Here is a 22,768-nt window from a genome sequence, read left to right as displayed (position 1 = left end):
TGGTCTGCGGGTCGGGGTGCGTCAGCGGGCCGGTCAGTGGGCGACGGCGGCGGCGCCGTGCTCGTCCACGAGGCGGCCGGTGACGAACCTGTCGAGGGAGAAGGGCGCCGCGTACGGGTGAGGGGTGTCGTTGGCGACGGTGTCGGCGAAGACCCAGCCCACGCCCGGCGTCGCCTTGAACCCGCCGGTGCCCCAGCCGCAGTTGAGGAAGACGTTGTCGTAGGGGGTGCGCCCGACGATCGGGGAGGCGTCGGGCGTGGTGTCGACGATGCCGCCCCAGGTGCGCAGCAGGTGCGCCCGCGCGAACACCGGGAACAGCTCGACGGCAGCGGCCATCTGGCGCTCGATGATGTGGAAGGCGCCGCGCTGGCCGTACCCGTTGTAGGAGTCGACGCCGGCGCCCATGACCAGCTCGCCCTTGTGCGCCTGGGAGACGTACACGTGCACCGCGTTCGACATGACGATCGTCGGGTGCACCGGCTCGAGCAGCTCGGAGACCAGCGCCTGCAGCGGGTGCGACTGGATCGGCACGCGCAGGCCGAGCATGTCGGTGAGCACCGAGGTGCTGCCGGCGGCGGCGAGGGCCACCTTGCCGCAGGCGATGTCGCCGCGGGTGGTGCGCACGCCCGTGACGCGGTTGCCGTCGCGGACGAAGCCCGTGACCTCGCAGTCCTGGATGATGTCGATGCCGGCCTCGTTGACGCGCCGCGCGAAGCCCCAGGCCACGTAGTCGTGCTTGGCGATGCCCGCGCGCGGCTGGTACGTCGCCCCGAGCACCGGGTAGCGGATGTCGGTGGAGGTGTTGACGATCGGGCAGACCTTGCGGACCTCGTCGGGCTCCAGCCACTCGGCGTCGACCCCGTTGAGCACGTTCGCCTCGACGCGGCGGACGCTGTCGCGCACGTCCTGCAGGGTGTGCGCGAGGTTCAGCACGCCGCGCTGGCTGAACAGGATCGGGTAGCCGAGGTCGTCCTCGAGGCCCTCCCACAGCTTGAGGGAGTGCTCGTAGATCGCGGCGCTCTCGTCCCAGAGGTAGTTCGAGCGGATCAGGGTGGTGTTGCGGGCGGTGTTGCCGCCCGCGAGCCAGCCCTTCTCCAGCACGGCGACGTTGGTGATGCCGTGGTTCTTGGCCAGGTAGTGGGCCGTGGCGAGGCCGTGGCCGCCGCCGCCGATGACCACCACGTCGTAGGACTTCTTCGGCTCGGGGTTGTCCCAGAGGAACTCCGGGTGCTCCGGCAGCTCCGCCCCCGGGGTGCGGGGCGGGGTGCCGTTCAGCCGGTCACCGGCAGCGGCGGCCGGGGTGTGCGGGACGGCGTCGGCGGGGTCGGTCGAGAAGGCGTCGACGGTGGTCACAGGCTCGGCTCCGGGGTCTCGTCGGCGGTGCGCTGCTCGGACTGCTGGCCGGGCTGCTGCCCGGACAGGGGGGCGAGGTGCGGGTACAGCGGGTGGCGCTGGGCCAGGTCGTGCACGCGCTGCCCGAGCGCGGCCAGCTCCGCGCCGTCGACCTCCGGGGCCAGCGCCCGGGCGATGACGTCGGCGACCCGAGCGAAGTCCGCGTCGTCGAAGCCGCGGGCCGCGAGCGCCGGGGTGCCGATGCGGACGCCGGAGCTGACCACCGGCGGGCGGGGGTCGAACGGCACGGCGTTGCGGTTCACGGTGATGCCGATGGAGTGGAGGCGGTCCTCGGCCTGCTGGCCGTCGAGCTCGGAGTGGCGCAGGTCGACCAGCACCAGGTGCACGTCGGTGCCACCGCTGACGACGCCGATGCCGGCCTCGCGGGCCTCGGGCGTGCTGAGCCGGTCGGCGAGGATGCGGGCGCCGCGCAGCGTGCGCTCCTGGCGGTCGCGGAACTCGGGCTCGGCGGCCAGCTTGAAGGCCACGGCCTTGGCGGCGATGACGTGCTCCAGCGGGCCGCCCTGCTGGCCGGGGAAGACGGCGCTGTTGAGCTTCTTGGCGATGGCCGGGTCGTTGCTGAGGATGATGCCGCCGCGGGGACCGCCGAGGGTCTTGTGCGTGGTGGAGGTGACCACGTGCGCGTGGGGCACCGGGGAGGGGTGCAGCCCCGCGGCGACCAGCCCGGCGAAGTGCGCCATGTCGACCATGAGCAGCGCGCCGACCTCGTCGGCGATGGCGCGGAACGCGGCGAAGTCGAGCTGGCGGGGGTAGGCCGACCAGCCGGCGATGATGAGCTTCGGCTGGCGCTCCCGCGCGAGGCGGGCGACCTCGTCCATGTCGACGCGGTGGTCGTCCTCGCGGACGTGGTAGGCCGCGACGTCGTACAGGCGCCCGGAGAAGTTGAGCTTCATGCCGTGCGACAGGTGGCCGCCGTGGGCCAGGTCGAGCCCGAGGATCGTGTCGCCGGGGCGGATCAGCGCGTGCATGACGGCGGCGTTGGCCTGGGCGCCGGAGTGCGGCTGGACGTTGGCGAACTCGGCGCCGAACAGGGCCTTGAGCCTGTCGATCGCGAGCTGCTCGACCACGTCGACGTTCTCGCAGCCGCCGTAGTACCGGCGGCCGGGGTAGCCCTCGGCGTACTTGTTGGTGAGCACCGAGCCCTGCGCCTGCATGACGGCCAGGGGCGCGAAGTTCTCGCTGGCGATCATCTCGAGGGTGCTCTGCTGGCGCTCGAGCTCGGCGTCGATGGCGGCGGCGACGTCGGGGTCGACGGCGGCCAGCGCGCTGTCGAGGGTCGAGGCGCCGCGGCGGACGTCGTCGTCGAGCTCTGCGGTCACGGGGGTCCTCCACGGTGGCCAGGTGACTGATGTATCAGTTGTCGGTAACGTAGGAGGGGTCGGCGCCGCGGTCAAGGGCCTGGGCCGAGATCAGGAGGACGAGATGAGCACGCAGCACCACCCGTCCACGACGCGCTCGTGGAGCGCCGACGACGCCCTCGCCGTCGACCTGCCCGTCGACCTGCCCGACGACCTGCTGGGGCACCGCGCCGACCGCACCTGGGAGCCCGCGGCGTCCGCCGCGGACCTCGGCGCCGCCGAGCGCGCCGTCGCCGACCTCCTGCGCGCGCTCGGGCTCGACACCTCCTCCCCCGGGCTCGCCGCGACGCCGGGGCGGGTGGCCCGCGCCTACGCCGAGGTCCTCTCCCCCCGCCCGTTCACGCTCACCACGTTCCCCAACGACGAGGGGTACGACGAGCTCGTCGTCGTCTGCGACATCCCCTTCAGGTCGCTGTGCGAGCACCACCTGCTCCCCTTCGCCGGCGTCGCGCACGTCGGGTACCTGCCGGGCGAGCGGGTGGTGGGCCTGTCCAAGCTCGCCCGCGCCGTGGAGGCGAGCGCCGCCAGGCCCCAGGTGCAGGAGCGGCTCACCGTGCAGGTGGCCGACCTGCTCGAGGACGCCCTCGCACCCCGCGGCGTCGGCGTCGTCCTCGACGCCGACCACACCTGCATGTCGCTGCGCGGCGCGCGCGCCACCGGCGCCCGGACCCGCACCTCCGCCCTGCGGGGGCTGCTGCGCAGCGACGCCCGCACCCGTGCGGAGTTCCTCGACCTCACCCGCAGGTCGCAGCCGTGAGCGCCGAGGCGGTCCCCGGGGCGCCGGTCCACCCGCGGCGCTCGGCCGGACGGCGGACCGGTGCCGTCCGGCGCCGGGGGACGACGACGGGACGCCCGTACGATCGCGGCGTGAAGTCCGTGCCCGGCATCCGCGAGGAGCGCTACACCTCCCTGGCGGAGAAGGCCTACGCCGAGATCCGCGACCGGCTGATCATGCTCGAGATCCGCCCCAACGAGCCCCTCGACGACGACGCGCTCGCCGACGAGCTGGAGATGGGCAAGACGCCGGTCCGGGAGGCCATCAAGCGCCTCGAGGGCGACCGGCTGATCGTCACCTACCCGCGGCGCGGCACCTTCGCCACCGGCGTCGACATCACCGACCTCGCGCACATCTCCGAGGTCCGCTCCCTGCTGGAGCCGCTGGCCGCCCGCCGCGCCGCCGAGCGCGCGACCCCCGCCGAGCAGAGGGACCTCCTCGAGCTCGCCGACCGGCTCCAGGCGCTCGACCTGGCCACCACCAGCAACCACGACCTGATGCAGTACGACGCGCAGGTCCACCGGGCCATCTACCGGGTGGCGGGCAACCCCCACCTCGAGGACACCCTGGTGCGCCACCACAACCTCGCGATCCGCATCTTCTGCCTCTTCCTCGACCGCCTGCCCGACGTCGACGACCACGTCGGCGAGCACGTCGCCCTGCTGCGCGCGATCGCCTCCGGCGACGGCGCGGACGCCGCCGAGCGCGCGGCGGAGCACGTGCGGGGCTTCGAGGTCGCGGTCCGCTCCGTCATCTGACCCGAGGCTCGTCCGACCCGCCGCGCGGCCGCCCCCGGAAACCGGGTGGCGGCCGCGCGGCCGTCTGCGGCACGGTCGTCGTCAGGACGGACAGCGGGTCGACGACGACGAGGAGGCCTCCGTGGCGACGACGCTCACCGCGACCACGCCCGACGGCTACGACCTGCGGGCCAGCGCCTCCGGGGCGCCCGACGGCTCGCCCGTGCTGCTGGTCATGGGCGCCGCCTCGTCCAGCGCGGTCTGGCCGCCGGCGCTGCTCGAGCGGCTCGGCGAGCGCCACCGCGTGCTGGTGTGGGACCACCGCGACACGGGCCGGTCCAGCACCTCGGCCGGTCGCGAGCCGTACGCGCTGACCGACCTGGCGGCGGACGCGCTCGTGGTCCTCGACGCCTCCGGCGTCCGGGCCGCGCACGTCGTCGGGATGTCGATGGGCGGGCTGCTGACCCAGCTGCTGCTCCTCGACCACCCCGACCGCCTGCTGTCGGCGACGCTCTTCTGCACCGGCCCGCTGCCCGGCGCCGAGGGCGGGGCCCCGGGGCCCTCAGCGGAGCTGCTCGCCCTGTGGGCGCAGCTGGGCGAGGAGCGCGACGAGGCCGCCGAGCTCGAGCTCCGGCTGCGCCACTGGGAGCTGCTCAACGGCGACGGCACCCCGTTCGGCCGGGCGGAGTTCCGCGCGCTGGAGGAGCGGGTGGTGGCCCACGGCGGGCGCCTCGACGCCGCCTCCGCCACGGCGCACGCCCGGGCGGGCACGGACGGCCTGGTGCGGGGCGGGGAGCTGCATCGCGGCTCGACCCCGGTGCTCGTGGTGGAGGCCCTGCACGACCCGGCCTACCCGCCACCCAGCGCCGCGCTGCTGCAGCGGGCTCTGGGTGCCCGCGCCCGCCGGGTGGCCGTCCCCGGGATGGGGCACGCCCTGCCGTCCGCCGTCGTCGGGCCCCTGCTCGACGCCGTCGAGCCCCACCTCGACGCCGTCGACGGAGCCCCCGGGTCCGGCGGCTGACCGCGACGCACCGGCCTCGTCGCAGCCGGCGGGCGGGTCAGCTGGGACATCATCGGGGGGTGGCCCCGCCCGTCCGCCCCGTCCTGCCCGACGACCGGACGCGGCGCCCCGCCCGGTGGGTGCCCTGGGCCGTGCTCGCGGTGGTGCTGGCCACCGTCGTGCAGCTCGCGCTGGGGGCGTTCAGCGACCTGCCGCAGTTCGCCGGCAAGGGGTTCGGGGCGCGGCTCGCCGCCTACCCGGTGCTCATGCTGCTGGTGCCCCTCGTGGCCGCGCTGCGGCGTTCGCGGCGCAGCACGCGGGGAGCGGAGCGGCGCCCGCTGCCCTGGTGGGCGACGCTGCTCGTGGCGCTGCCGTTCCTCGTCGACGTCACCGGCAACACCGCTGACCTCTACGACGCCGTGACCTGGTGGGACGACGCCAACCACCTCGTGAACTGGGCCCTGCTGTCGGGCGGCGCCGGCCTGCTGCTGCGCGACGGCGGGGTGGGTCCTCGCTGGGCGCTGGCGCTCTGCACGGCCGGGGTGGGCGCCCTGCTGGCGGTGGGGTGGGAGCTCGGCGAGTGGGCCACCTTCATCCGCTTCGGGGAGGTGGACGGCGGACTCGCTGCGGCCTACGGCGACACCCTCGGTGACCTCGCTCTCGGGTGCCTCGGTGCCGCCGTGGCCGGGGTCGTGCTCGCCCGGCGCGAGGCGCACCGGGCGCGGGCCACCGCCGCTGGGGGCTGACCGGCACCTGCGGCATGAGGTGTCGCAACCACGGCGCCACGTGTCGGGACTCGGGTCGGGTTCCGACACGTCGGGGCCAGGTTCCGACACGTCGCGCCACCCCTCCCCCGGCTGACAGGACGATGAGGTGGCGGACGCCCATGATCACGGCGGAGGGGGTCAGGCGGCGGCGCTGATGGAGGCCCGCCACTCCTCGTGCAGGCGGGCGAACCGCCCGCCGTCGGCCACCAGCTCCTCCGGCGACCCGTCCTCCACCACCCGGCCGCCCTCGACCACCAGCACGCGGTCGGCGGTCATCACCGTGGAGAGCCGGTGCGCGACGACGACGGCGGTCCGGTCGGCCAGCAGCCGCTCGAGGGCCTCCTGCACGTGCTGCTCCCCCGGCACGTCGAGGGAGCTGGTCGCCTCGTCGAGCACGAGCACGGCGGGATCGGCGAGGAACGCGCGGGCGAAGCTGACCAGCTGGCGCTGCCCCGCCGAGAGGCGGACGCCGCGGCTGTCGACCGGGGTGTCGTACCCGTCGGGGAAGGTCGTGACCAGGTCGTGGACGCCGACGGCCCGCCCGGCGGCCTCGACCTCCGCGCGCGTGGCGCCCGGGCGGCCGATGGCGATGTTGTCGGCCACGGAGCCGGAGAACAGGTACGCCTCCTGCGTGACCATGACGACGGCGCGGCGCAGGTCCTCCGGGTCGAGGTCGCGCACGTCGACGCCGTCCAGGCGCACGGCGCCGCGGCGCACGTCGTAGAAGCGGGCCACCAGCTTGGCCACCGTCGACTTGCCCGCGCCGGTGGAGCCGACCAGCGCCACGGTCTGGCCGGCGGGGACGCGCACGTCGACGTCGTGCAGCACCTCCGGCCCGTCGGCGTAGCCGAAGCCGACGCGGTCGAGCTGCAGCTCGCCGCGCGGGTCGGGCAGCGCCACGGGGTGGGCCGGGTCGGCCAGGCGCGGCTCCTTGACCAGCAGCGACGCGAGCTTCTCCAGCGCCGCCTGCGCCGACTGGAACGAGTTGTAGAACATGCCGACGTCGCGCAGCGGGGTGAAGAAGCGGCGGGCGTACAGCACCGCGGCCACCAGCACGCCGACCGCCAGCTGCCCGTCGAGAACCCGCAGCCCGCCGACCAGCAGCACCACGGCCACCGTGACGTTGCCGATCATCGTCAGCCACAGGTCGAACACGCCGTTGACCCGCAGCGCCTTGTCCTGCACGGCGCGGTAGTCCTCGGCGAGCTCGGCGTAGGAGGCCGCCACCGGCCGCTCCCGGCGGAACGCCTGCACGGCGCGCACGCCCGTCATCGTCTCGACGAACGCCACGATCACCCGCGCCGCGACCACGCGCGTGCGCCGGTACTGCACCTGCGAGCGCCGCTGGAACCACCGCACCAGCACGATCCCCGGCACGACCGCCACGAGCAGCACCGACCCCGAGCGCCAGTCGAGCACCGCGAGCGAGACCGCGGTGAGCAGCATCGACGTCGCGCTGATGGCGAGGGTGGTGACCCCGCCGTCGAGGAGCTCGCGCACGGCCTCCAGGTCGGAGGTCTGCCGGGAGATGATCCGGCCCGAGGTGTACCGCTCGTGGAACTCCAGGTCGAGGCGCTGGGTCTGCCGGAAGACCCGGCGGCGCAGGTCGAGCAGCACGGTCTGGCTGACCCGCGCCGACTGCCGGACGACGGCGGCGGCCAGCGTCCCCCCGAGCAGCGCCGCCACCAGGTACCCGGCGCCGACGAGGGCCAGCGGCACGGCATCGCCCTCGCGCAGGGCGGGCAGCCCGACGTCGATGCCGACCGCGACCAGCGCGGGGCCGGCGACCACCGCGGCCTGGCTGACCACGACCAGCGCCACCACCAGCCACACCCGGGCGCGGACCGGGCCCAGCACCGAGCGCAGCAGCGGCAGGGACTGGCCGCGCTCGTCGTCGAGGTCGGCCACCTGCTGGGGGCTCGCCGAGCTCACGCCACGGCCTCCTCGTCGTCGTCGTCCCGCTCGTCGACGTCGTCCCGCTCGTCCGCGTCGTCGTCGCGGGCGGCCAGGGCCGTGAGCACGTACCGGTAGTGCGGGTGCTCCCGCAGCAGCTCGTCGTGGGTGCCGACGCCCGTGATGCGGCCCTCCTCCAGGACGGCGACGCGGTCGGCGAGGGCCACCGTCGACGTCCGGTGCGCGACCACCAGCGTGGTGGTGCCCTCCAGCACCTCGCGGAGCCGGCCGGTGACCACCGCCTCGGTGGTGACGTCGAGCGCGGAGAGCGGGTCGTCGAGCACGAGCACGCGGGGGTGCGCGGCCACCGCGCGGGCCAGCGCGAGCCGCTGGCGCTGCCCGCCGGACAGGCTCAGCCCCTCCTCCCCCACGCGGGTGGCCACGCCGTCGGGCAGGTCGGCGACGAAGTCGGCGCTCGCCACCTCGAGGGCCTCGGCGAGGAGGCGGCGGCGCTCGTCGTCGTCCGGCCCGTGCGGCGCCTCGGGCAGGCCGAGGAGCACGTTCTCCGCCACGGACTCCGAGAACAGCACCGGGTCCTCGAAGGCGACGGCGACGGCGGCGCGCACGTCCTCGCGGCGCAGGTCGCGCACGTCGACGCCGTCGAGGAGCACCTGGCCCCGCGTGGGGTCGACCAGGCGCGGCACCAGCTGCGCGAGGGTGGTCTTGCCGCTGCCCGTCAGGCCCACCAGGGCAGTGGTGCGACCCGGCTCCAGCACCAGGTCGACGCCGTCGAGCACCGGCTCGCCGCCGTCGTGGGCGAAGCCGACCCCGCGCAGCTCCACCCGGGAGCCCCGCGGGCCGGGGGCGGCCGGCTCGACGGGCCGGGCCGGGTCCTGCACCGCCGAGACGGTCTCGAGCACGTCGAGGTAGCGGTCCGTGGCGGTGCGGGCGTCGAGGGTCATCGCGAGCAGCTGTCCGATCCGCTCGACGGGACCGTTGACCACGGCCGCGGTGGCGAAGAAGGCGACGAGCGCCCCCACCGAGACCAGCCCCTGCGACGCCAGCCACACCCCGAGCACCAGGCTGACGGCCGCTGCGGTCTCGGGGACGACGCTGAGGGCCAGCACCACGCGCGACAGGGTCCGCGCCTTGGCGATCTCGGTGGTCCGCAGGCCCTCGGCGTCGCGGGTGAAGTCGTCCAGGGCGTCGGTCCCGCGCCCGAACGCCTTGAGCACGCGGATCCCGTGCACCGACTCCTCGACGCGGCCCGCCAGGTCACCGGCCTGGTCGCGGGCGCGGCGCGCCACCACGCGGTAGTCCTCCCCGAAGCGGAAGCCCAGCACCATCACGGGCACCGCACCCACGAGGTAGACGAGCCCGAGCGGCCACGCGGTCCACAGCATCAGGCCGACACCGACCACCACCGTGGTCGCGGACACCACGAGCATGAGCAGGCCGAAGATGAGCCACCGCCGGACGGTGGACAGGTCGGACATGGCCCGCTGCAGCAGCTGCCCGGTGGACCAGCGGTCGTGGAAGCTCAGCGGCAGGTCGAGCAGGTGGCGGAACAGGTCGGTCCGCATCGTCGCCTCGACCGTGGTGCCGGGCGTGGCCACGAAGACGCGGCGGCTCCAGATGAGCACCGCCTCCACCACGCCGAGCGCGAGCACGAGCGCCGCGGCCTCGACGACGGCGGTGCGGGAGCCCGACGTGAGGAGCGGCCCGTTGACCAGCTCGCGCAGCACCTGCGGCACGGCCAGGGCGATGAGGCTCGCGAGCAGCGCCACGAGCGTGCCCATCGCCATCCGCGGCAGCGCGGGGCGGGCCCAGTCGACGAGGCGCAGGAGGCTGCGGGCGGTGGAGGCGGGCCTGACGGCCCTCACCGGGCCTGCGCCGTCCCCCGCCAGAAGCGGTTCTCCAGAGCAACTAGCACGGTCCCAGTGTCCCCCGGTCCCGCCCCGGCTGCCACCCCCGTCGATCACCCCCGCCGTGACCATGGGCGTCCGGAGCACCCTCCCCCCCCCCCCCCCCGTGATCATGGGCCTCCGGTGCAGCGCACCCCCGCTGCAGCGGGCGCCCGGCGGCTAGCCTCGCGCGGTAGTCTTCGCTCGCGGCCAGGTCGTGGTCCTCGGCTCGTCAGAGCAGCCGGTGCTCGCCCCCGGCGCGACGGCCACCTGGGTGCACGCCGGCGTCGTGCTCGAGGACTCCCCCGACCTGGTGGCCGTGTGCCACCTCCCCGGGTCGGGGGTCCTGGTGCCGTCAGGTCCGCGGCGAGGTCCGCGGGAGCGGCTCCTGCTGACCGGCGACGTGGACGGGCCTCCGACCACGACGACGTGGTGGGGCGATGCCGTGGTCAAGGTCCACCGGTGGGGCGAGCCCTGGTCGGTGTGGCGCTGGCTGGGGCCGGGCGGCTGGTCGCGCGACCGCTACGTCAACCTCGAGCAGCCCTGGGTGCGCACGCCCGCCGGGTTCCACACCGACGACTGGACCCTGGACCTCGTCGTCGTCCCGTCCGCCGGCGGCTGGTCGGTGCGCACGAAGGACGCCGACGAGCTGGCGTGGCTGCACGAGGTCGGCGCCCTCACCGCGGACGACGTGGCGGAGATCGAGGCCGCGGGTGAGCGCGCACGGACCGCCGCGCACGCCGGCGCGTGGCCCTTCGGGGCGGACTGGGACCGCTGGCTGCCGGACCCCGCGTGGCCGCCGCCGCAGCTGCCCCCCGCCTGACCCCGGAACCGCAACCAGGCGCTCGGCTGCGGTTCCAGGGGACCCCAGAACCGCAACCAGGCGCTCGACTGCGGTTCCATCAAGCCCCAGAACCGCAGCCAGGCGCTCGGCTGCGGGGAGGGCCGAGGGGTCAGACGGGCTCGGCCAGCTGGTCGAGGGCGTTCTGGAGGTCAGCCGGGTAGCTGCTGGTGAAGGAGACCCACTCGCCGGTGGCCGGGTGGTGGAACCCCAGCCCGACGGCGTGCAGCCACTGGCGGGTCAGCCCCAGGCGCTTGGCGAGCGCAGGGTCGGCGCCGTAGGTCAGGTCGCCCACGCAGGGGTGGCGCAGCGCGCTCATGTGCACCCGGATCTGGTGGGTCCGCCCGGTCTCGAGGTGGACCTCCAGCAGCGACGCCGCCCGGAACGCCTCGAGGGTCTCGTAGTGGGTGACGCTCGGCTTGCCCGCCGAGGTGACCGCCCACTTCCAGTCCGAGGAGGGGTGGCGGCCGATGGGGGCGTCGACGGTGCCGGCGCTCGGGTCGGGGTGGCCCTGGACCAGCGCGTGGTACGTCTTCTCGACCGTCCGCTCGCGGAACGCGTCCTTCAGCACCGAGTAGGCGTGCTCGCTCTTGGCGACCACCATCAGGCCCGAGGTGCCGACGTCGAGGCGGTGCACCACGCCCTGGCGCTCGGCGGCGCCCGACGTCGAGATGCGGTAGCCGGCGCCCGCCAGCCCGCCGATGACCGTGGGCCCGGTCCACCCCGGGGAGGGGTGCGCGGCGACGCCGACGGGCTTGTCGACGACGACGAGGTCGTCGTCGTCGTGCACGACCGCCAGGCCCTCGACGGGCTCGGCCACCACCTGGGGGGCCGCCGGGGGGTCGGGCAGGGTCACCTCGAGCCAGGCGCCGGCGCGCAGCCGGTCGGACTTGCCGACGGCGACGCCGTCGAGGGCTATCCCCCCGTCGGCGGCCACCTCGGCGACGCGGGAGCGCGAGAGCCCCAGCAGGCGGGACAGGCCCGCGTCGAGGCGCTCGCCGTCGAGCCCGTCGGGAACGGGGAGGGACCTGGTCTCAGCCACGGTCATCCATGGTCGTGCATGCGGCGGGGTGCTCCGGCCAGGTGGTGCCCGGAGCAGCCCGGGACCCTCACGCCCGGGGCGCTCCGCGGCGTCCGGTGGCCCGGCGCCCGTCGATCTCGGTGCCGCGCAGCGCGAGCAGCACGATGAGCGCCGCCGCGGTGCAGATCATCGAGTCGGCGACGTTGAAGACCGGCCAGTTCGGCAGCGCGAGGAAGTCGACGACGTGCCCGCGGGCGAACCCGGGGGCGCGCACCAGGCGGTCGACCAGGTTGCCGGTGGCCCCCGCCAGCAGCAGCCCGAGGGCGAGCGCCCAGGTGCGGCTGCCGAGCTTGCGGGAGACGCGGAGCACCGCGACGACCACCACCACGGCGATGAGCGTGAACACCCAGGTGGCGCCCGTGGCGAAGGAGAAGGCCGCACCGGGGTTGCGCAGCAGCACCAGCTGCAGCACGTCACCGACCACGGGCACCGGCTCCCCCGGCGTCAGCAGCGCGACGGCGAGGGCCTTGGTGACCTGGTCGGCGGCGAGGCCGATGAGGGCCACCACCGCGAGGAACCGGCGCAGGCGGCGGGCCTTGACCGTCCGGGCGCGGCCGAGCTCCTCGTCGTGAGCGGTCTGCTCGGACGAGGGCTCGGGGTGGCCCTCAGCGGCGCTGGCGCCGGAGCGCTCCGCCGGAGAGGCCGCGGGCTCGCTCAGCTAGCACCGCCGCCGAAGGCGTACCCGACGTCCTGCGCCGGGGAGGCGGGACGGCCGTTGGTCGCACCGGCGCCGCCGCTGCTGCGGGTCTCGAGGTCGCGCAGCTGCGACTCGAGGTACGACTTCATGCGGTTGCGGTAGTCGCGCTCGAAGATGCGCAGCTCGTCGATCTTGCGCTCGAGCAGCGAGCGCTCCTGCTCGAGGCTGCCCAGGGTCTGGCGGTGCTTGTCCTCGGCCTCGCGCACCAGGCGCGACGCGCGCTCCTTGGCCTCGCCGAGGATCTGGTCGCGCTGCTCCTCGCCGCTGCGGACGAAGTCGTCGTGGAGCTTCTGCGCCAGGGCGAGCATGCCGGTGGCGGACTCCAGCGGCTGGCCGCCGAGCGGGCCGGCGAGCGCGGCGGGGGCCTGCTGCTGCACGGGGACCGGGGCGGGCGCGGGCGCCGGGGCGGGGGCCTGGGCCGCACCGCTGCGGCTCAGCTCGGACACGCGGCGCTCGCAGGTCGACAGGCTCTGCTGCAGCTGCTCGTTCTCCGCCGTCAGGCGGCGCAGCTCGCCGACGACCTCGTCGAGGAAGTCGTCGACCTCGTCCTGGTCGTAGCCCTCGCGGAACTTGGTCGGCTGGAACCTCTTGTTGACAACGTCCTCGGGCGTCAGCGCCATGTGGTCACCTCTTCGAGAGTCACCGCGGTGGAGCGCACCGGGCACGCGAGCGATCGCGGGCCACGGTAGCCGACCTCCGCCGCGGATGCGGGCAGGAGTCTGAGGGCGGTGTGTCCCGCCCGGGGTGGGAGCCGGTCAGACGGAACGGGCCGCCGCGCTCGACAGCACGCCCATCAGCACCGAGCAGCCCAGGGCCAGGATGAGGAAGGCCAGGTCGAGCTGGATGCTGCCGATGCGGATCGGGCGGATGACGCGGCGCAGCCCGCGCAGCGGCGGGTCGGTCACGGTGTAGACGACTTCAGCGATGACGAGGGCCGCGCCGCGGGGGCGCCAGTCCCTCGCGAACACCTGCACCCACTCGAGCACCAGCCTGCCGATCAGCAGGATGAAGAAGAGCAGCACCACGAAGTACAGCAGGGAGAAGACCAGGCTCACCGCTCCATCATCCCTGAGACCGGTGACCGCGGGGGCCACCTGTGCACGAGACGCGCGGAGGGGGCACCGCGGCAGCGGTGCCCCCTCGTGACGGGCGGTTGGGGAGGCCGCACGCCACCCGAGCGGCGGGAGGCCGTCTCAGGACTGGTTGAAGACCGCCTTGACCGGGGCGACCGGCTCTCCCGTGACCTCGACGTGGGCCGGGGAGAGCAGGAAGACCTTGTTGGTCACGCGCTCGATGTTGCCGTGCAGCCCGAAGACCAGCCCGGCGGAGAAGTCGACGAGGCGCTTGGCGTCGGCGTCGGTCATGTCGGTGAGGTTCATGATCACCGGCACGCCGCCGCGGAAGCACTCGCCGATGGCCTTGGCCTCGTTGTACGTGCGGGGGTGGATCGTGGTGATGCGGCGCAGGTCCGCGGCCGGCGACGGCGCGGCGGCGAAGCGGGTGGCGGGCCGGTCGCGGGTGATGGGGGTCACCTCGGCGCGGTAGTCGGAGTCGTCGTCGGCGGTGTCGTCCACGTCGTTCTCCTCCCACGCCTCGAGCTCGCGGGACTCGGCGTAGCGGGGGTCGTCCTCCCGCAGTCCCATCCACACCATCGACTTGTGCAGCGCTCCAGCCATGACCGTCTCCTCCCGCTCTGCGAACCCCGGTGAACTCCTGCGACCCTTGAGACCCGTGCGACCCGCCTGGCTCAGAGGTTCACATTCGTCTCGCTAGTCACAGAAGTTACACGATGGGCGGCCTCGCGCCCAGCACGGCGCGGCCGACGCGCACGTGTGTCGCGCCCGCGGAGACGGCGGCCTCCAGGTCTCCGCTCATGCCGGCCGACACCGCCGTGGCCCCGGGGTGGTCCCGGCGCAGGCGCGCCGACAGCTCCGCGAGCCGCGCGAAGGGCTCGCGGGGGTCGACGCCGAGCGGCGCCACCGCCATGAGGCCGCCCAGGCGGAGACCCTCGGAGGCGGCGACGGCGTCCGCGAGCTCGGCCAGGTCGCGCGGGGCGGCCCCGCCGCGGCCCCCCGCCTCCCCGCCGGGCGGCTCGTCACCGAGGTCGACCTGGACCAGCACCTCGAGGACGTGCCCCTCGGGCCGGGCGCCCTCCTCGAGCGCGCGCCGGTGCCCGCGCTCGAGCGCTCCGACGAGGCGGAGCCTGTCGGCGGAGTGGACGACGTCGGCCCACGCCGCCACCGCCGCGGCCTTCCTGGTCTGCACCTGGCCCACCTGGTGCCAGCGCAGGTCGAGGTCGGCGCAGTCCGCCGCCTTGCGCCCGGCCTCGGGCTCGCGGCTCTCCCCCACGTCGACGGCGCCGCACGCGGCGAGCAGCCGCACGTCGGAGGCCGGGAAGGTCTTGGTCACCACCACCAGGACCACGCCACCGGCGGGCCGACCGGCCGCGCGCTCGGCGTCGGACACCCGCTGGCGCACCTCCGCCAGCGAGGTCGCCAGCTCGTGCGCCCGCCCCCCGCTCACGGGAGCTCCCGCCAGGCCAGGCCGCTCCAGCGCGGGGCGTCGGGGCCGGAGCGCCGCACCGAGCCGAGCGCCTCGTCCTCCACGGTGCACCCGGGCACCTGCTCCGCGGCGACGCCGAGCGCGGCCAGCTGCTCCAGCACCCCGGCGGCCACGTCGAGCCCCGGCGTCGCGCGCCAGGTGCGGGTGGCGGTGACGGGGTGGCGCGAGGCGACGTCGTCGCGCATCGCGGCGGGCACCTCGTAGCAGCGGCCGCACACCGACGGGCCGAGCACCGCCCGCGTGCGCGCGGGCTCCGCACCGACCTCGGCCATCAGGGCGACGGCGGCGGCGACCACGCCGGCGTCCATGCCGCGGCGGCCGGCGTGCGCGACCCCGACCACACCCGCGGCCGGGTCGGCCAGCAGCACGGGCACGCAGTCGGCCACCCGCACGGCCAGCAGGACGCCGGGCCGGTCGGTGACCAGGGCGTCCGCCTCGGGCGCGTCGCCCTCCCAGGGCCCGCGGACCAGGACCGCCCGCGCGCCGTGGACCTGCCGGGCGGCCACGGCGCTCCCGGCGCCCAGGCCCACCGCGGCCGCGGGGTCCGGCGCGGTGCTGAAGGCCCAGCGCACCCCGGAGGGCAGGTCGTGCCGCCACCGCGCGGTCGCGCTCGCCGTCGCGGGCGGGTCGCCGGAGGGGGTGGACGCGAGACGGTCGGGCGGGCTCGTCACGGGGACGAGCCTGCCCGACCGTCGTCGGAGCCGGCGAGGGCCCTCCGGCGACGTGCGCCGGAGGGCCCTCGCGAGCGGGGCTACTTCAGGAAGTCGGGGACGTCGAGGTCCTCGGGGTCGGTCGCGCGGCCGTAGCGGGCGCGCGCGGGCTCCCGCTCGGGGGCCCCGTGGCCGTCGTACTGGCCGGGCAGGTGGCCGCCGCCGTAGCCGTGACCGGGGGCGGTGCTGGCGGGCTCGGCCGCCGGCCCGTCGTCCAGGGCGCTGGGCGTGGCCTGCGGGCTGCGCCAGTCGTTGCCGTAGCCGTCCTCGCGGGCCGGGGCCTGCTCGTAGGCGGGCGCGGCGGCCCGGGGCTGCTGCTGCCAGCTGGGGCGCTCGGCCGGGGCCACGGCGGGCTGCTGGCCCGTGCGGTGGGCGCTGACGCGGTCGCCGCGCAGGTCGACGGCGCGGGCGGGCTGCGCGACGGCCGGCTGGGACCCGGTGCGGGGGCCGGAGGCGGCCGGCACCTGCGGGGAGCCGTGGTGCGGCACCGAGGGGCCGGCGCCGAAGCCGCTGTGCGCCGGGCGCCCGGGGGCCCCGCCGGTGGGCTGGTGGGCCGAGACGGCGGGCACGCGGCCCGTCGGGGCGACCGGCTGGGCCGGGGCCGCCTGGGCGCCGCGCTCGTCGCGACGGGCCTGGGGCACGCCTCCGTCGAAGCCGGCGGCGATGACGGTCACGCGGACCTCGTCACCCAAGGCGTCGTCGATGACGGCGCCGAAGATGATGTTGGCCTCGGGGTGCGCGGCCTCCTGGACCATGCGCGCGGCCTCGTTGATCTCGAACAGGCCGAGGTCGGAGCCGCCCTGGATCGACAGCAGCACGCCGTGCGCGCCGTCGATGCTGGCCTCGAGCAGCGGGGAGGAGATCGCCAGCTCGGCGGCCTCGACGGCGCGGTTGTCGCCGCGGGAGGAGCCGATGCCCATGAGCGCGGAGCCCGCGTTGCTCATGACGGACTTCACGTCGGCGAAGTCGAGGTTGATCAGGCCGGGGGTGGTGATCAGGTCGGTGATGCCCTGGACGCCGGACAGCAGGACCTGGTCGGCCGACTTGAAGGCGTCGAGCACGCTGACGCCGCGGTCGCTGATGGACAGCAGCCGGTCGTTCGGGATGACGATGAGCGTGTCGACCTGGTCGCGCAGCTCGGCGATGCCGGTCTCGGCGCTGGTGGCGCGCCGGCGCCCCTCGAAGGTGAAGGGGCGGGTGACGACGCCGATGGTCAGGGCGCCCAGGGCGCGGGCCATGCGGGCCACCACGGGCGCACCGCCCGTGCCGGTGCCACCGCCCTCCCCGGCGGTGACGAAGACCATGTCGGCCCCGCGCAGGACCTCCTCGATCTCCTCGGCGTGGTCCTCGGCGGCCTTGCGGCCGACCTCGGGGTCGGCGCCGGCGCCCAGCCCGCGGGTCAGCTCGCGCCCCACGTCGAGCTTCACGTCGGCGTCGCTCATCAGCAGCGCCTGCGCGTCGGTGTTCACCGCGATGAACTCGACGCCCTTGAGCCCGACCTCGATCATCCGGTTGACGGCGTTCACGCCGCCGCCGCCCACGCCCACCACCTTGATGACCGCCAAGTAGTTCTGCGGTGCCGCCACGGTCCCCTGCTCTCCCCGATCGCTTCGGGCCTGCCGACCCCGGATCTGTACTGCCGAGGTCCCCCAGGACCCCGGAAAAGTCTCACCCTCAACTTGAGGCTGAACGTTATGTCACAACGGTGTTGTTTGCAGGCTAGGGGCCCGGAGCCGATCCTCACAACTCCCCACGCCGCCCCTGCGAGCAGCGCCCTTGCACCATCAGCGCTGTGCTACAGGCGCTGACGGAGCGCTACCGGAACACCGGTCCGCGCCGCCCGGAGTGCTCCGTTCGACGGAACCAGAGCCTAGGGCCGCGCCCCGCCCGACCTCGACGGGGGGACGTCCCGGCGATCTTGGACAGGCTTGCCGAGAAGGTCCGAGCGCCGTCCCAGGCCCCTGCCAGGAACGGGTGGGAGGGTGCCGTCCTGACGTCCTTCGGGGGGAGGCGGTCAGGCGGTCGCGGGAGCGAGGGGAGCGCTCACGTCGACCCTCGTGACGCCCTCGCGCGGGAGCAGCAGCGCCACCACGCGCGCCTTCAGGTCGTCGTCGCCGGGGGCGCCCCAGCGGACCTCCTGGCCGCTGCGCAGCGCGAGGCGGACGTCGTCCGGACCGGTCGCGGTGACCGACGCGACCTGGGCTCGCAGGTCCTGCGGCAGGGCGAGCGCCACCGCCGAGGCCGCCCGCACGGCCGCCGCCCCGGACGCCGCCACGTCGACCTGCACCAGCGGCACCCCCTCGGGGGCCGCGTCGGCGGTGGTGATGGTCGCGCCGTCGTGGTCCAGCAGGACGACGCCGGGAGCTCCGCCGTCGGCGGGGACCGCGGCCACGGGCACCTTCTCGGTGACCAGCACCGCCAGCCCGTGGGGGAAGCGCCGCTCCACGCGAGCGGAGGCCACCCAGGGCAGCTGCTCGACGCGCTGGGTCACGGCGGTGTCGTCGACGCGCAGCAGCGGCAGGCCCAGCTGGTCGGCGGCGGCCTGCTCGACCGCTGCGGGGCCGGTCCGGTCGGCTCCGCTCACCTGGACGCCCGTGAGCGCCGTGAGGGAGCTGACGAGGAGCGCGTACGCGGCGCCCGCCAGGAGGAGCAGCACCGCCACCAGCACGCCGACGACGCGCCAGACCCGGCGGCGCCGCGCCGCGGGGTCTGCGGCCTCGGGGGCCGGGCCGGCGCCGCCGGTCACCGGCGGCGCAGCGGGCGGTGCCGCGCTCGACTGCGGTGCGGCCGGACCCGTCGGGGGCAGCGAGACGGTCCGCGCCGCCGCACCGGGGTCCCGCGGGAACCGCGCGGCCGGCTCGTCGGAGGTCGGGTGCGGAGCCCGGGGTGCGGCCGGGGGCGGCCGCACCCCGGGCCGGCGGACCGGTGCGGCAGGACGGCGCGCGGCCGGGCTCACGGCGCCACCCGCGCCGCGAGCAGCGCCAGGGCCTCGCCCGCGACCGCGGTGACGTCGCCGGCGCCGATGGTGAGCAGCAGGTCGCCGGCCGCGGCCCGCGACACCAGCTCGGCGGCGGCGCGGTCGCGGTCGGGCACGTAGGTCACGCGAGCGGGCGCGGTGACGGCGTCGGCGACGAGCGCCCCGGACACCCCGGGCAGGGGGTCCTCGCGGGCGCCGTAGACGTCGAGCACCACGACCTCGTCGGCCCCCGACAGGGCCGCGCCGAACGGCCCGGCGAAGTCGCGGGTGCGGGAGTACAGGTGCGGCTGGAAGGCGACGACGAGGCGCCCCTCCCCCGCCACCTGGCGGCCGGTGGCGACGGCGGCCGCGACCTTGGCGGGGTTGTGGGCGTAGTCGTCGTAGACGCGCACGCCGGCGGCCTCGCCGCGGGCCTCGAAGCGGCGCCGGGTCCCGGCGAAGGCCTCCAGCCCGTCGGCGGCGGTGGCCGGGTCGGCGCCGAGGGCGACGGCGGCGGCCCAGGCGGCGGCGGCGTCGAGGACGTTGTGCCACCCCGGCACCTGCAGCTGGACCCGGCGGGAGGGCCGCCCGCCGCCGGGAACTCCGCCGGAGGTCAGGTCGAAGGCGGTCCCGCGCTCGGTGAGCTCCGCGCCGCCGACGCGGACGTCGGCCTGCGCCGCGGCGCCGAAGGTCACCACGCGCCGCCCGGAGCCGTCGGCGGCGAAGGTCTCGCGGGCCCGCTCGGCGAGGGCGGCCGAGCCGGCGTCGTCGGCGCAGGCCACGAGGGTGCCGCCGGGGCGCACGCGACGGGCGAAGGCCTCGAAGGCCGCCTCGAGGGCGTCGACCGTGCCGTAGTGGTCGAGGTGGTCGGGCTGGACGTTGGTGACCACGGAGACCACCGGGTCGTAGACGAGGAACGACGCGTCGGACTCGTCGGCCTCGGCCACGAAGACGTCGCCGGTGCCGTCGTGGGCGTTGGTGCCCGCACCGACGACCTCGCCGCCCACCGCGAAGGAGGGGTCCGCGCCGGCGTGCCGCAGCACCGCCACGAGCATCGCCGTCGTCGTCGTCTTGCCGTTGGTGCCGGCCACGGCGGCGCCGCGCCGGCCGTGCATCACGGCGGCGAGGCCCTGGGAGCGGTGCAGCACGCGCAGCCCGGCGGCGCGGGCGGCGGCCAGCTGGGGGTTGTCCTCGCGGATGGCCGACCCGGCCACCACCGTCTGGGCGCCGGCGAGGCGCGCGGGGTCGAACCCGGCCTCGACGCGGCCGCCCAGGGCGCGCAGCGCGTCCATCACGGGCAGGTCCTTGGCGTCGCTGCCGGAGACGGCGACGCCGCGGGCGAGCATCACGCGGGCGACGCCGGAGACCCCCACCCCGCCCACGCCGACGAAGTGCACCGCGCCCAGCTCGGCCAGCGGCGGCACGGGGGCGGTGAGGTCGAAGCGGGGGCTCACGCGCCCTCCCCCGCGGAGGCCGTCCCGGTCGCGCCGGGGGCGCGGCGGCCGGCGGCCACCTCGACCAGGTCGGCGAGGCGCTCGTCGCCGTCGCGGGCACCCACGGCCAGGGTCGAGCGGGAGGCGGCGACGCTCATGGCGGTCAGCGCGCCGCCGGTGTCGAGCAGCAGGTCGCGCAGGGGGCCGGCGACCCACTCGGGGGTCACGTCGGCGTCGTCGACCAGCCGGGCGGCACCCGCGGCGACCGCGCCGGCGGCGTTGTGGCGCTGCTCGCCGTTGCCGACGGGCAGGGGGACGTACACGGCGGGCAGGCCGACCGCGGTGGTCTCGCAGACGGTGCCCGCGCCCGCGCGGCACAGGGCGAGGTCGGCGGCGGCGTAGGCGAGGTCCATCCGGTCGGTGAACTCCACCGACCGGTAGACCGCGCCCTCGGGCAGCCCCTCGGGGGTCACGGCCTTGCCGGCGCCGGTGATGTGGAGCACCTGGGGCGTGCGCCCGCCGGTGGCGGGCGGCGCGAGCAGGTGCGCGGCGCCGGCGGCGAGCGCGGTGTTGAGCCGCTGGGCACCGAGGGAGCCGCCGAAGACCAGCAGGGTGGGCGCGTCGGGGTCGAGCCCGAAGGCCGCGCGGCCGGCGGCGCGCTGGGTGGAGCGCTGCAGCCGGGTCACCTCGGTGCGCATCGGCAGGCCCGTGAGCTCGGCGGAGCCCCCGCGGCCCCTCAGGTCGGTGCCGGGGAAGGTGGTGGCCACGTACCGGGTGAGCTTCGCGCCCAGGCGGTTGGCCACCCCGGGGCGGAAGTTGGCCTCGTGGACCACCACGGGGACGCCCAGGCGCCGGGCCGCGAGGTAGGCCGGCACGGCCACGTAGCCGCCGACGCCGACCACGACGTCGGCGCGGTCGGCGCCCACCGCGGCGCCGACCTCGCGGATGGCGCGCTCGGCGGCCCGCACCGAGGCCAGCAGCCGGCCGGGCAGGCGCAGCAGCGCCGCCGACGGCTTGCGGGGCAGCGGGACGCGCGGCACGAGCGCGAGCCGGTGGCCGCGCTCGGGCACCAGGCGCGACTCCAGGCCCTCGGCGGTGCCGAGGACCAGGACGCCCGTCGCGGGGTCGCGGCGGCGCAGGCAGTCGGCCAGGGCCAGCAGCGGCGAGACGTGGCCGGCGGAGCCGCCGCCGGCCAGCAGCACGGCGAGCGGGCGGTCGGGCTGGCGGGCGGGGTGGGGTGCGGGAGCGGCGCTCACCGGCGACCTCCTCGGGAGACGACGGCCAGGGAGCGGCGCACCAGGCCGGGGCGGGCGCGGAGCGCGGCCTGCGCCCCGGGGCTGCTGCGCGCGCACGACAGCACCAGCCCGACGGCGAGCAGCGTGGCGAGCAGCGCGGAGCCGCCGGCGGAGATGAACGGCAGCGGCAGGCCGATCACCGGGAGCAGGCTGACGACGACGCCGATGTTCACGGCCGCCTGGCCGAGCACCCAGCCCATCGCCCCCGCGACGAGGACCACCACGAACAGGTCCTTGCTGCGCCGGACGACGCGGACGCAGCACCAGCCGAACAGCGCGAAGAGCGCGAGGACGACGAGCGTGCCGACCAGGCCCAGCTCCTCGCCGATGATCGCGAAGATGTAGTCGTTGTGGGCCTCGGGCAGCCAGCTCCACTTCTGCCGGCTGCCGCCGAGGCCGAGGCCGGTGAGGCCGCCGGAGGCCAGGGCGTACAGGCCGCTGTAGGCCTGGTAGCCCTCGTTCTGCTTGTCGCCGCCCCCGTCGAGGAAGGCCAGGATGCGGCCGGTGCGGTTGCTGGTGCTCGCCAGGACGACCACGGCGACGAGGCCGGCGGCGCCCACGACGGCCAGGTGGCGCAGCGGGATCCCTGCGGCGAAGAGCGCCACGAAGACGACGAGGCCCATGACCATCGCCGTGCCGAGGTCCTTGCCGACCAGCACGACGCCGATGATCGGCAGCGCGCCGAGGGCCAGCGGCACCCCCACGCGCAGGGGGCGGTCGAGCACCTTCTGCTTGCTGGCCAGCACGGCGGCGCACCAGAGCACGAGGGCGAGCTTGCCGAACTCCGAGGGCTGCCCCTGGAAGCCGCCGAGGCGCACCCAGTTGCGGTTGCCGCCGACGTCGACGCCCAGGGGCGACAGCACGAGCGCCTCGAGCACCAGGGCCCCGAGCAGCACGGGCAGGGCGACGGCGCGCCAGAAGCGGGGTGGCAGGCGCGCGGCGACGAACATGGCCACCACGCCGGCCACCGCGAAGACCGCCTGGGACTTCCCGGCGGTGAAGGGCGACCGGTCGGCGGCGATCTCCTCGACGCTGGAGCTCGAGAGCACCATCACGAGCCCGAGCACCACCAGGATGAGCACCACGCCCTGCAGCACGGCGTAGGTGAGCAGCGGGGTGTCCCAGCGGGCCAGGCGCCCGGGGAGCGGCCCGCCGAGGAGCGCGTCGCCCCAGGCGGCGGCCGCCTGGCGGCGGGTCAGCGCGGGGCGCCGCGGGGCCGGGCGGGGGGCGCGCCGGTCCGGGGCGCCGGCCGAGGGAGCGGCGCCGTCGCGCAGGTCGACCGTCCGGTCGGCCGTGCGGGTGGGGGTGCGGGTGGGGGTGCGGGTGGCGGGAGCGCGGGTGGCCAC

21 protein-coding genes are annotated in these 22,768 nt (G+C 76.1%); 5 read left to right on the top strand and 16 right to left on the bottom strand.

Features of this window, described 5'->3' with window-relative positions; genetic code table 11:
* Window positions 1-33 precede the first annotated feature (33 nt).
* On the bottom strand, window positions 34-1,275 hold the full coding sequence (locus F1641_RS03545; protein WP_194903358.1) for a sarcosine oxidase subunit beta family protein: 1,242 nt from the start codon (window positions 1,273-1,275) through the stop codon (window positions 34-36).
* A gap of 74 nt (window positions 1,276-1,349) precedes the next feature.
* On the bottom strand, window positions 1,350-2,732 hold the full coding sequence (gene glyA / locus F1641_RS03540) for a serine hydroxymethyltransferase (protein WP_194903033.1): 1,383 nt from the start codon (window positions 2,730-2,732) through the stop codon (window positions 1,350-1,352).
* 103 nt (window positions 2,733-2,835) lie between these two features.
* On the opposite strand from glyA, the gene folE reads away from it, so the two are divergent.
* From folE to F1641_RS03520, 4 genes are all read left to right on the top strand, one after another.
* A complete protein-coding gene (gene folE, locus F1641_RS03535) occupies window positions 2,836-3,528 on the top strand; it encodes a GTP cyclohydrolase I FolE (protein ID WP_194903032.1) in 693 nt (230 codons plus the stop codon).
* A gap of 110 nt (window positions 3,529-3,638) precedes the next feature.
* The gene (locus F1641_RS03530) at window positions 3,639-4,304 is read left to right on the top strand and encodes a GntR family transcriptional regulator (RefSeq protein WP_194903031.1); all 666 of its coding nucleotides are present in this window, start codon (window positions 3,639-3,641) and stop codon (window positions 4,302-4,304) included.
* A 121-nt stretch (window positions 4,305-4,425) separates the two neighbouring features.
* Entirely contained in the window at window positions 4,426-5,304 is an 879-nt protein-coding gene (locus F1641_RS03525) for an alpha/beta fold hydrolase (protein WP_206690422.1), read from the top strand.
* A gap of 59 nt (window positions 5,305-5,363) precedes the next feature.
* Entirely contained in the window at window positions 5,364-6,029 is a 666-nt protein-coding gene (locus tag F1641_RS03520) for a hypothetical protein (RefSeq protein WP_309225357.1), read from the top strand.
* Between the two features lie 159 nt (window positions 6,030-6,188).
* On the opposite strand, the gene F1641_RS03515 is transcribed toward F1641_RS03520, so the two are convergent.
* A complete protein-coding gene (locus tag F1641_RS03515; RefSeq protein ID WP_194903030.1) occupies window positions 6,189-7,982 on the bottom strand; it encodes an ABC transporter ATP-binding protein in 1,794 nt (597 codons plus the stop codon).
* On the bottom strand, window positions 7,979-9,748 hold the full coding sequence (locus F1641_RS03510; protein ID WP_375541460.1) for an ABC transporter ATP-binding protein: 1,770 nt from the start codon (window positions 9,746-9,748) through the stop codon (window positions 7,979-7,981). The genes F1641_RS03515 and F1641_RS03510 overlap by 4 nt, the downstream gene beginning before the upstream one ends.
* 343 nt (window positions 9,749-10,091) lie before the next feature.
* Between F1641_RS03510 and F1641_RS03505 the strand changes: the two genes are divergently transcribed.
* Window positions 10,092-10,670: a DUF402 domain-containing protein gene (locus tag F1641_RS03505; protein ID WP_194903029.1), complete on the top strand. Its 579-nt coding sequence runs from the start codon at window positions 10,092-10,094 to the stop codon at window positions 10,668-10,670.
* A 130-nt stretch (window positions 10,671-10,800) separates the two neighbouring features.
* Here F1641_RS03505 and F1641_RS03500 read toward each other — a convergent pair whose 3' ends face one another.
* The 12 genes from F1641_RS03500 to ftsW form a co-directional block, all read right to left on the bottom strand.
* On the bottom strand, window positions 10,801-11,736 hold the full coding sequence (locus F1641_RS03500; RefSeq protein WP_194903028.1) for an RluA family pseudouridine synthase: 936 nt from the start codon (window positions 11,734-11,736) through the stop codon (window positions 10,801-10,803).
* Window positions 11,737-11,797: 61 nt separating this feature from the next.
* Entirely contained in the window at window positions 11,798-12,277 is a 480-nt protein-coding gene (gene lspA / locus F1641_RS03495; RefSeq protein WP_309225355.1) for a signal peptidase II, read from the bottom strand.
* Between the two features lie 146 nt (window positions 12,278-12,423).
* Window positions 12,424-13,086 carry a DivIVA domain-containing protein gene (locus F1641_RS03490; protein WP_194903027.1) on the bottom strand — a complete coding sequence of 221 codons (663 nt, stop codon included), beginning with the start codon at window positions 13,084-13,086 and terminating at the stop codon, window positions 12,424-12,426.
* 135 nt (window positions 13,087-13,221) lie between these two features.
* Window positions 13,222-13,521, bottom strand: a complete 300-nt coding sequence (locus tag F1641_RS03485) for a YggT family protein (RefSeq protein WP_194903026.1) — start codon at window positions 13,519-13,521, stop codon at window positions 13,222-13,224.
* A 138-nt stretch (window positions 13,522-13,659) separates the two neighbouring features.
* A complete protein-coding gene (locus tag F1641_RS22860) occupies window positions 13,660-14,142 on the bottom strand; it encodes a cell division protein SepF (RefSeq protein ID WP_194903025.1) in 483 nt (160 codons plus the stop codon).
* 106 nt (window positions 14,143-14,248) lie between these two features.
* Window positions 14,249-14,989: a YggS family pyridoxal phosphate enzyme gene (locus tag F1641_RS03475; protein ID WP_194903024.1), complete on the bottom strand. Its 741-nt coding sequence runs from the start codon at window positions 14,987-14,989 to the stop codon at window positions 14,249-14,251.
* The gene (locus F1641_RS03470) at window positions 14,986-15,699 is read right to left on the bottom strand and encodes a polyphenol oxidase family protein (RefSeq protein WP_194903023.1); all 714 of its coding nucleotides are present in this window, start codon (window positions 15,697-15,699) and stop codon (window positions 14,986-14,988) included. Before F1641_RS03470 ends, F1641_RS03475 begins: the two co-directional genes overlap by 4 nt.
* An 80-nt stretch (window positions 15,700-15,779) precedes the next feature.
* Window positions 15,780-17,324: a cell division protein FtsZ gene (gene ftsZ / locus F1641_RS03465; RefSeq protein ID WP_309225354.1), complete on the bottom strand. Its 1,545-nt coding sequence runs from the start codon at window positions 17,322-17,324 to the stop codon at window positions 15,780-15,782.
* Between the two features lie 428 nt (window positions 17,325-17,752).
* Window positions 17,753-18,694: an FtsQ-type POTRA domain-containing protein gene (locus F1641_RS03460; protein ID WP_194903022.1), complete on the bottom strand. Its 942-nt coding sequence runs from the start codon at window positions 18,692-18,694 to the stop codon at window positions 17,753-17,755.
* Complete coding sequence (murC, locus tag F1641_RS03455; protein WP_309225353.1) at window positions 18,691-20,148, bottom strand: UDP-N-acetylmuramate--L-alanine ligase; 1,458 nt, start codon at window positions 20,146-20,148, stop codon at window positions 18,691-18,693. Before murC ends, F1641_RS03460 begins: the two co-directional genes overlap by 4 nt.
* The gene (locus F1641_RS03450; protein ID WP_194903021.1) at window positions 20,145-21,383 is read right to left on the bottom strand and encodes a glycosyltransferase; all 1,239 of its coding nucleotides are present in this window, start codon (window positions 21,381-21,383) and stop codon (window positions 20,145-20,147) included. The genes murC and F1641_RS03450 overlap by 4 nt, the downstream gene beginning before the upstream one ends.
* Window positions 21,380-22,768, bottom strand: coding sequence for a putative lipid II flippase FtsW (gene ftsW / locus F1641_RS03445; RefSeq protein WP_206690420.1), 1,389 nt, complete (start codon window positions 22,766-22,768; stop codon window positions 21,380-21,382). Before ftsW ends, F1641_RS03450 begins: the two co-directional genes overlap by 4 nt.

This window comes from Quadrisphaera sp. INWT6 (assembly GCF_015390235.1).
GTDB lineage: Bacteria > Actinomycetota > Actinomycetes > Actinomycetales > Quadrisphaeraceae > Quadrisphaera.
The sequence above is the reverse complement of the archived record's forward strand: the minus strand, read 5'-3'. Positions and strand labels throughout refer to the sequence as shown.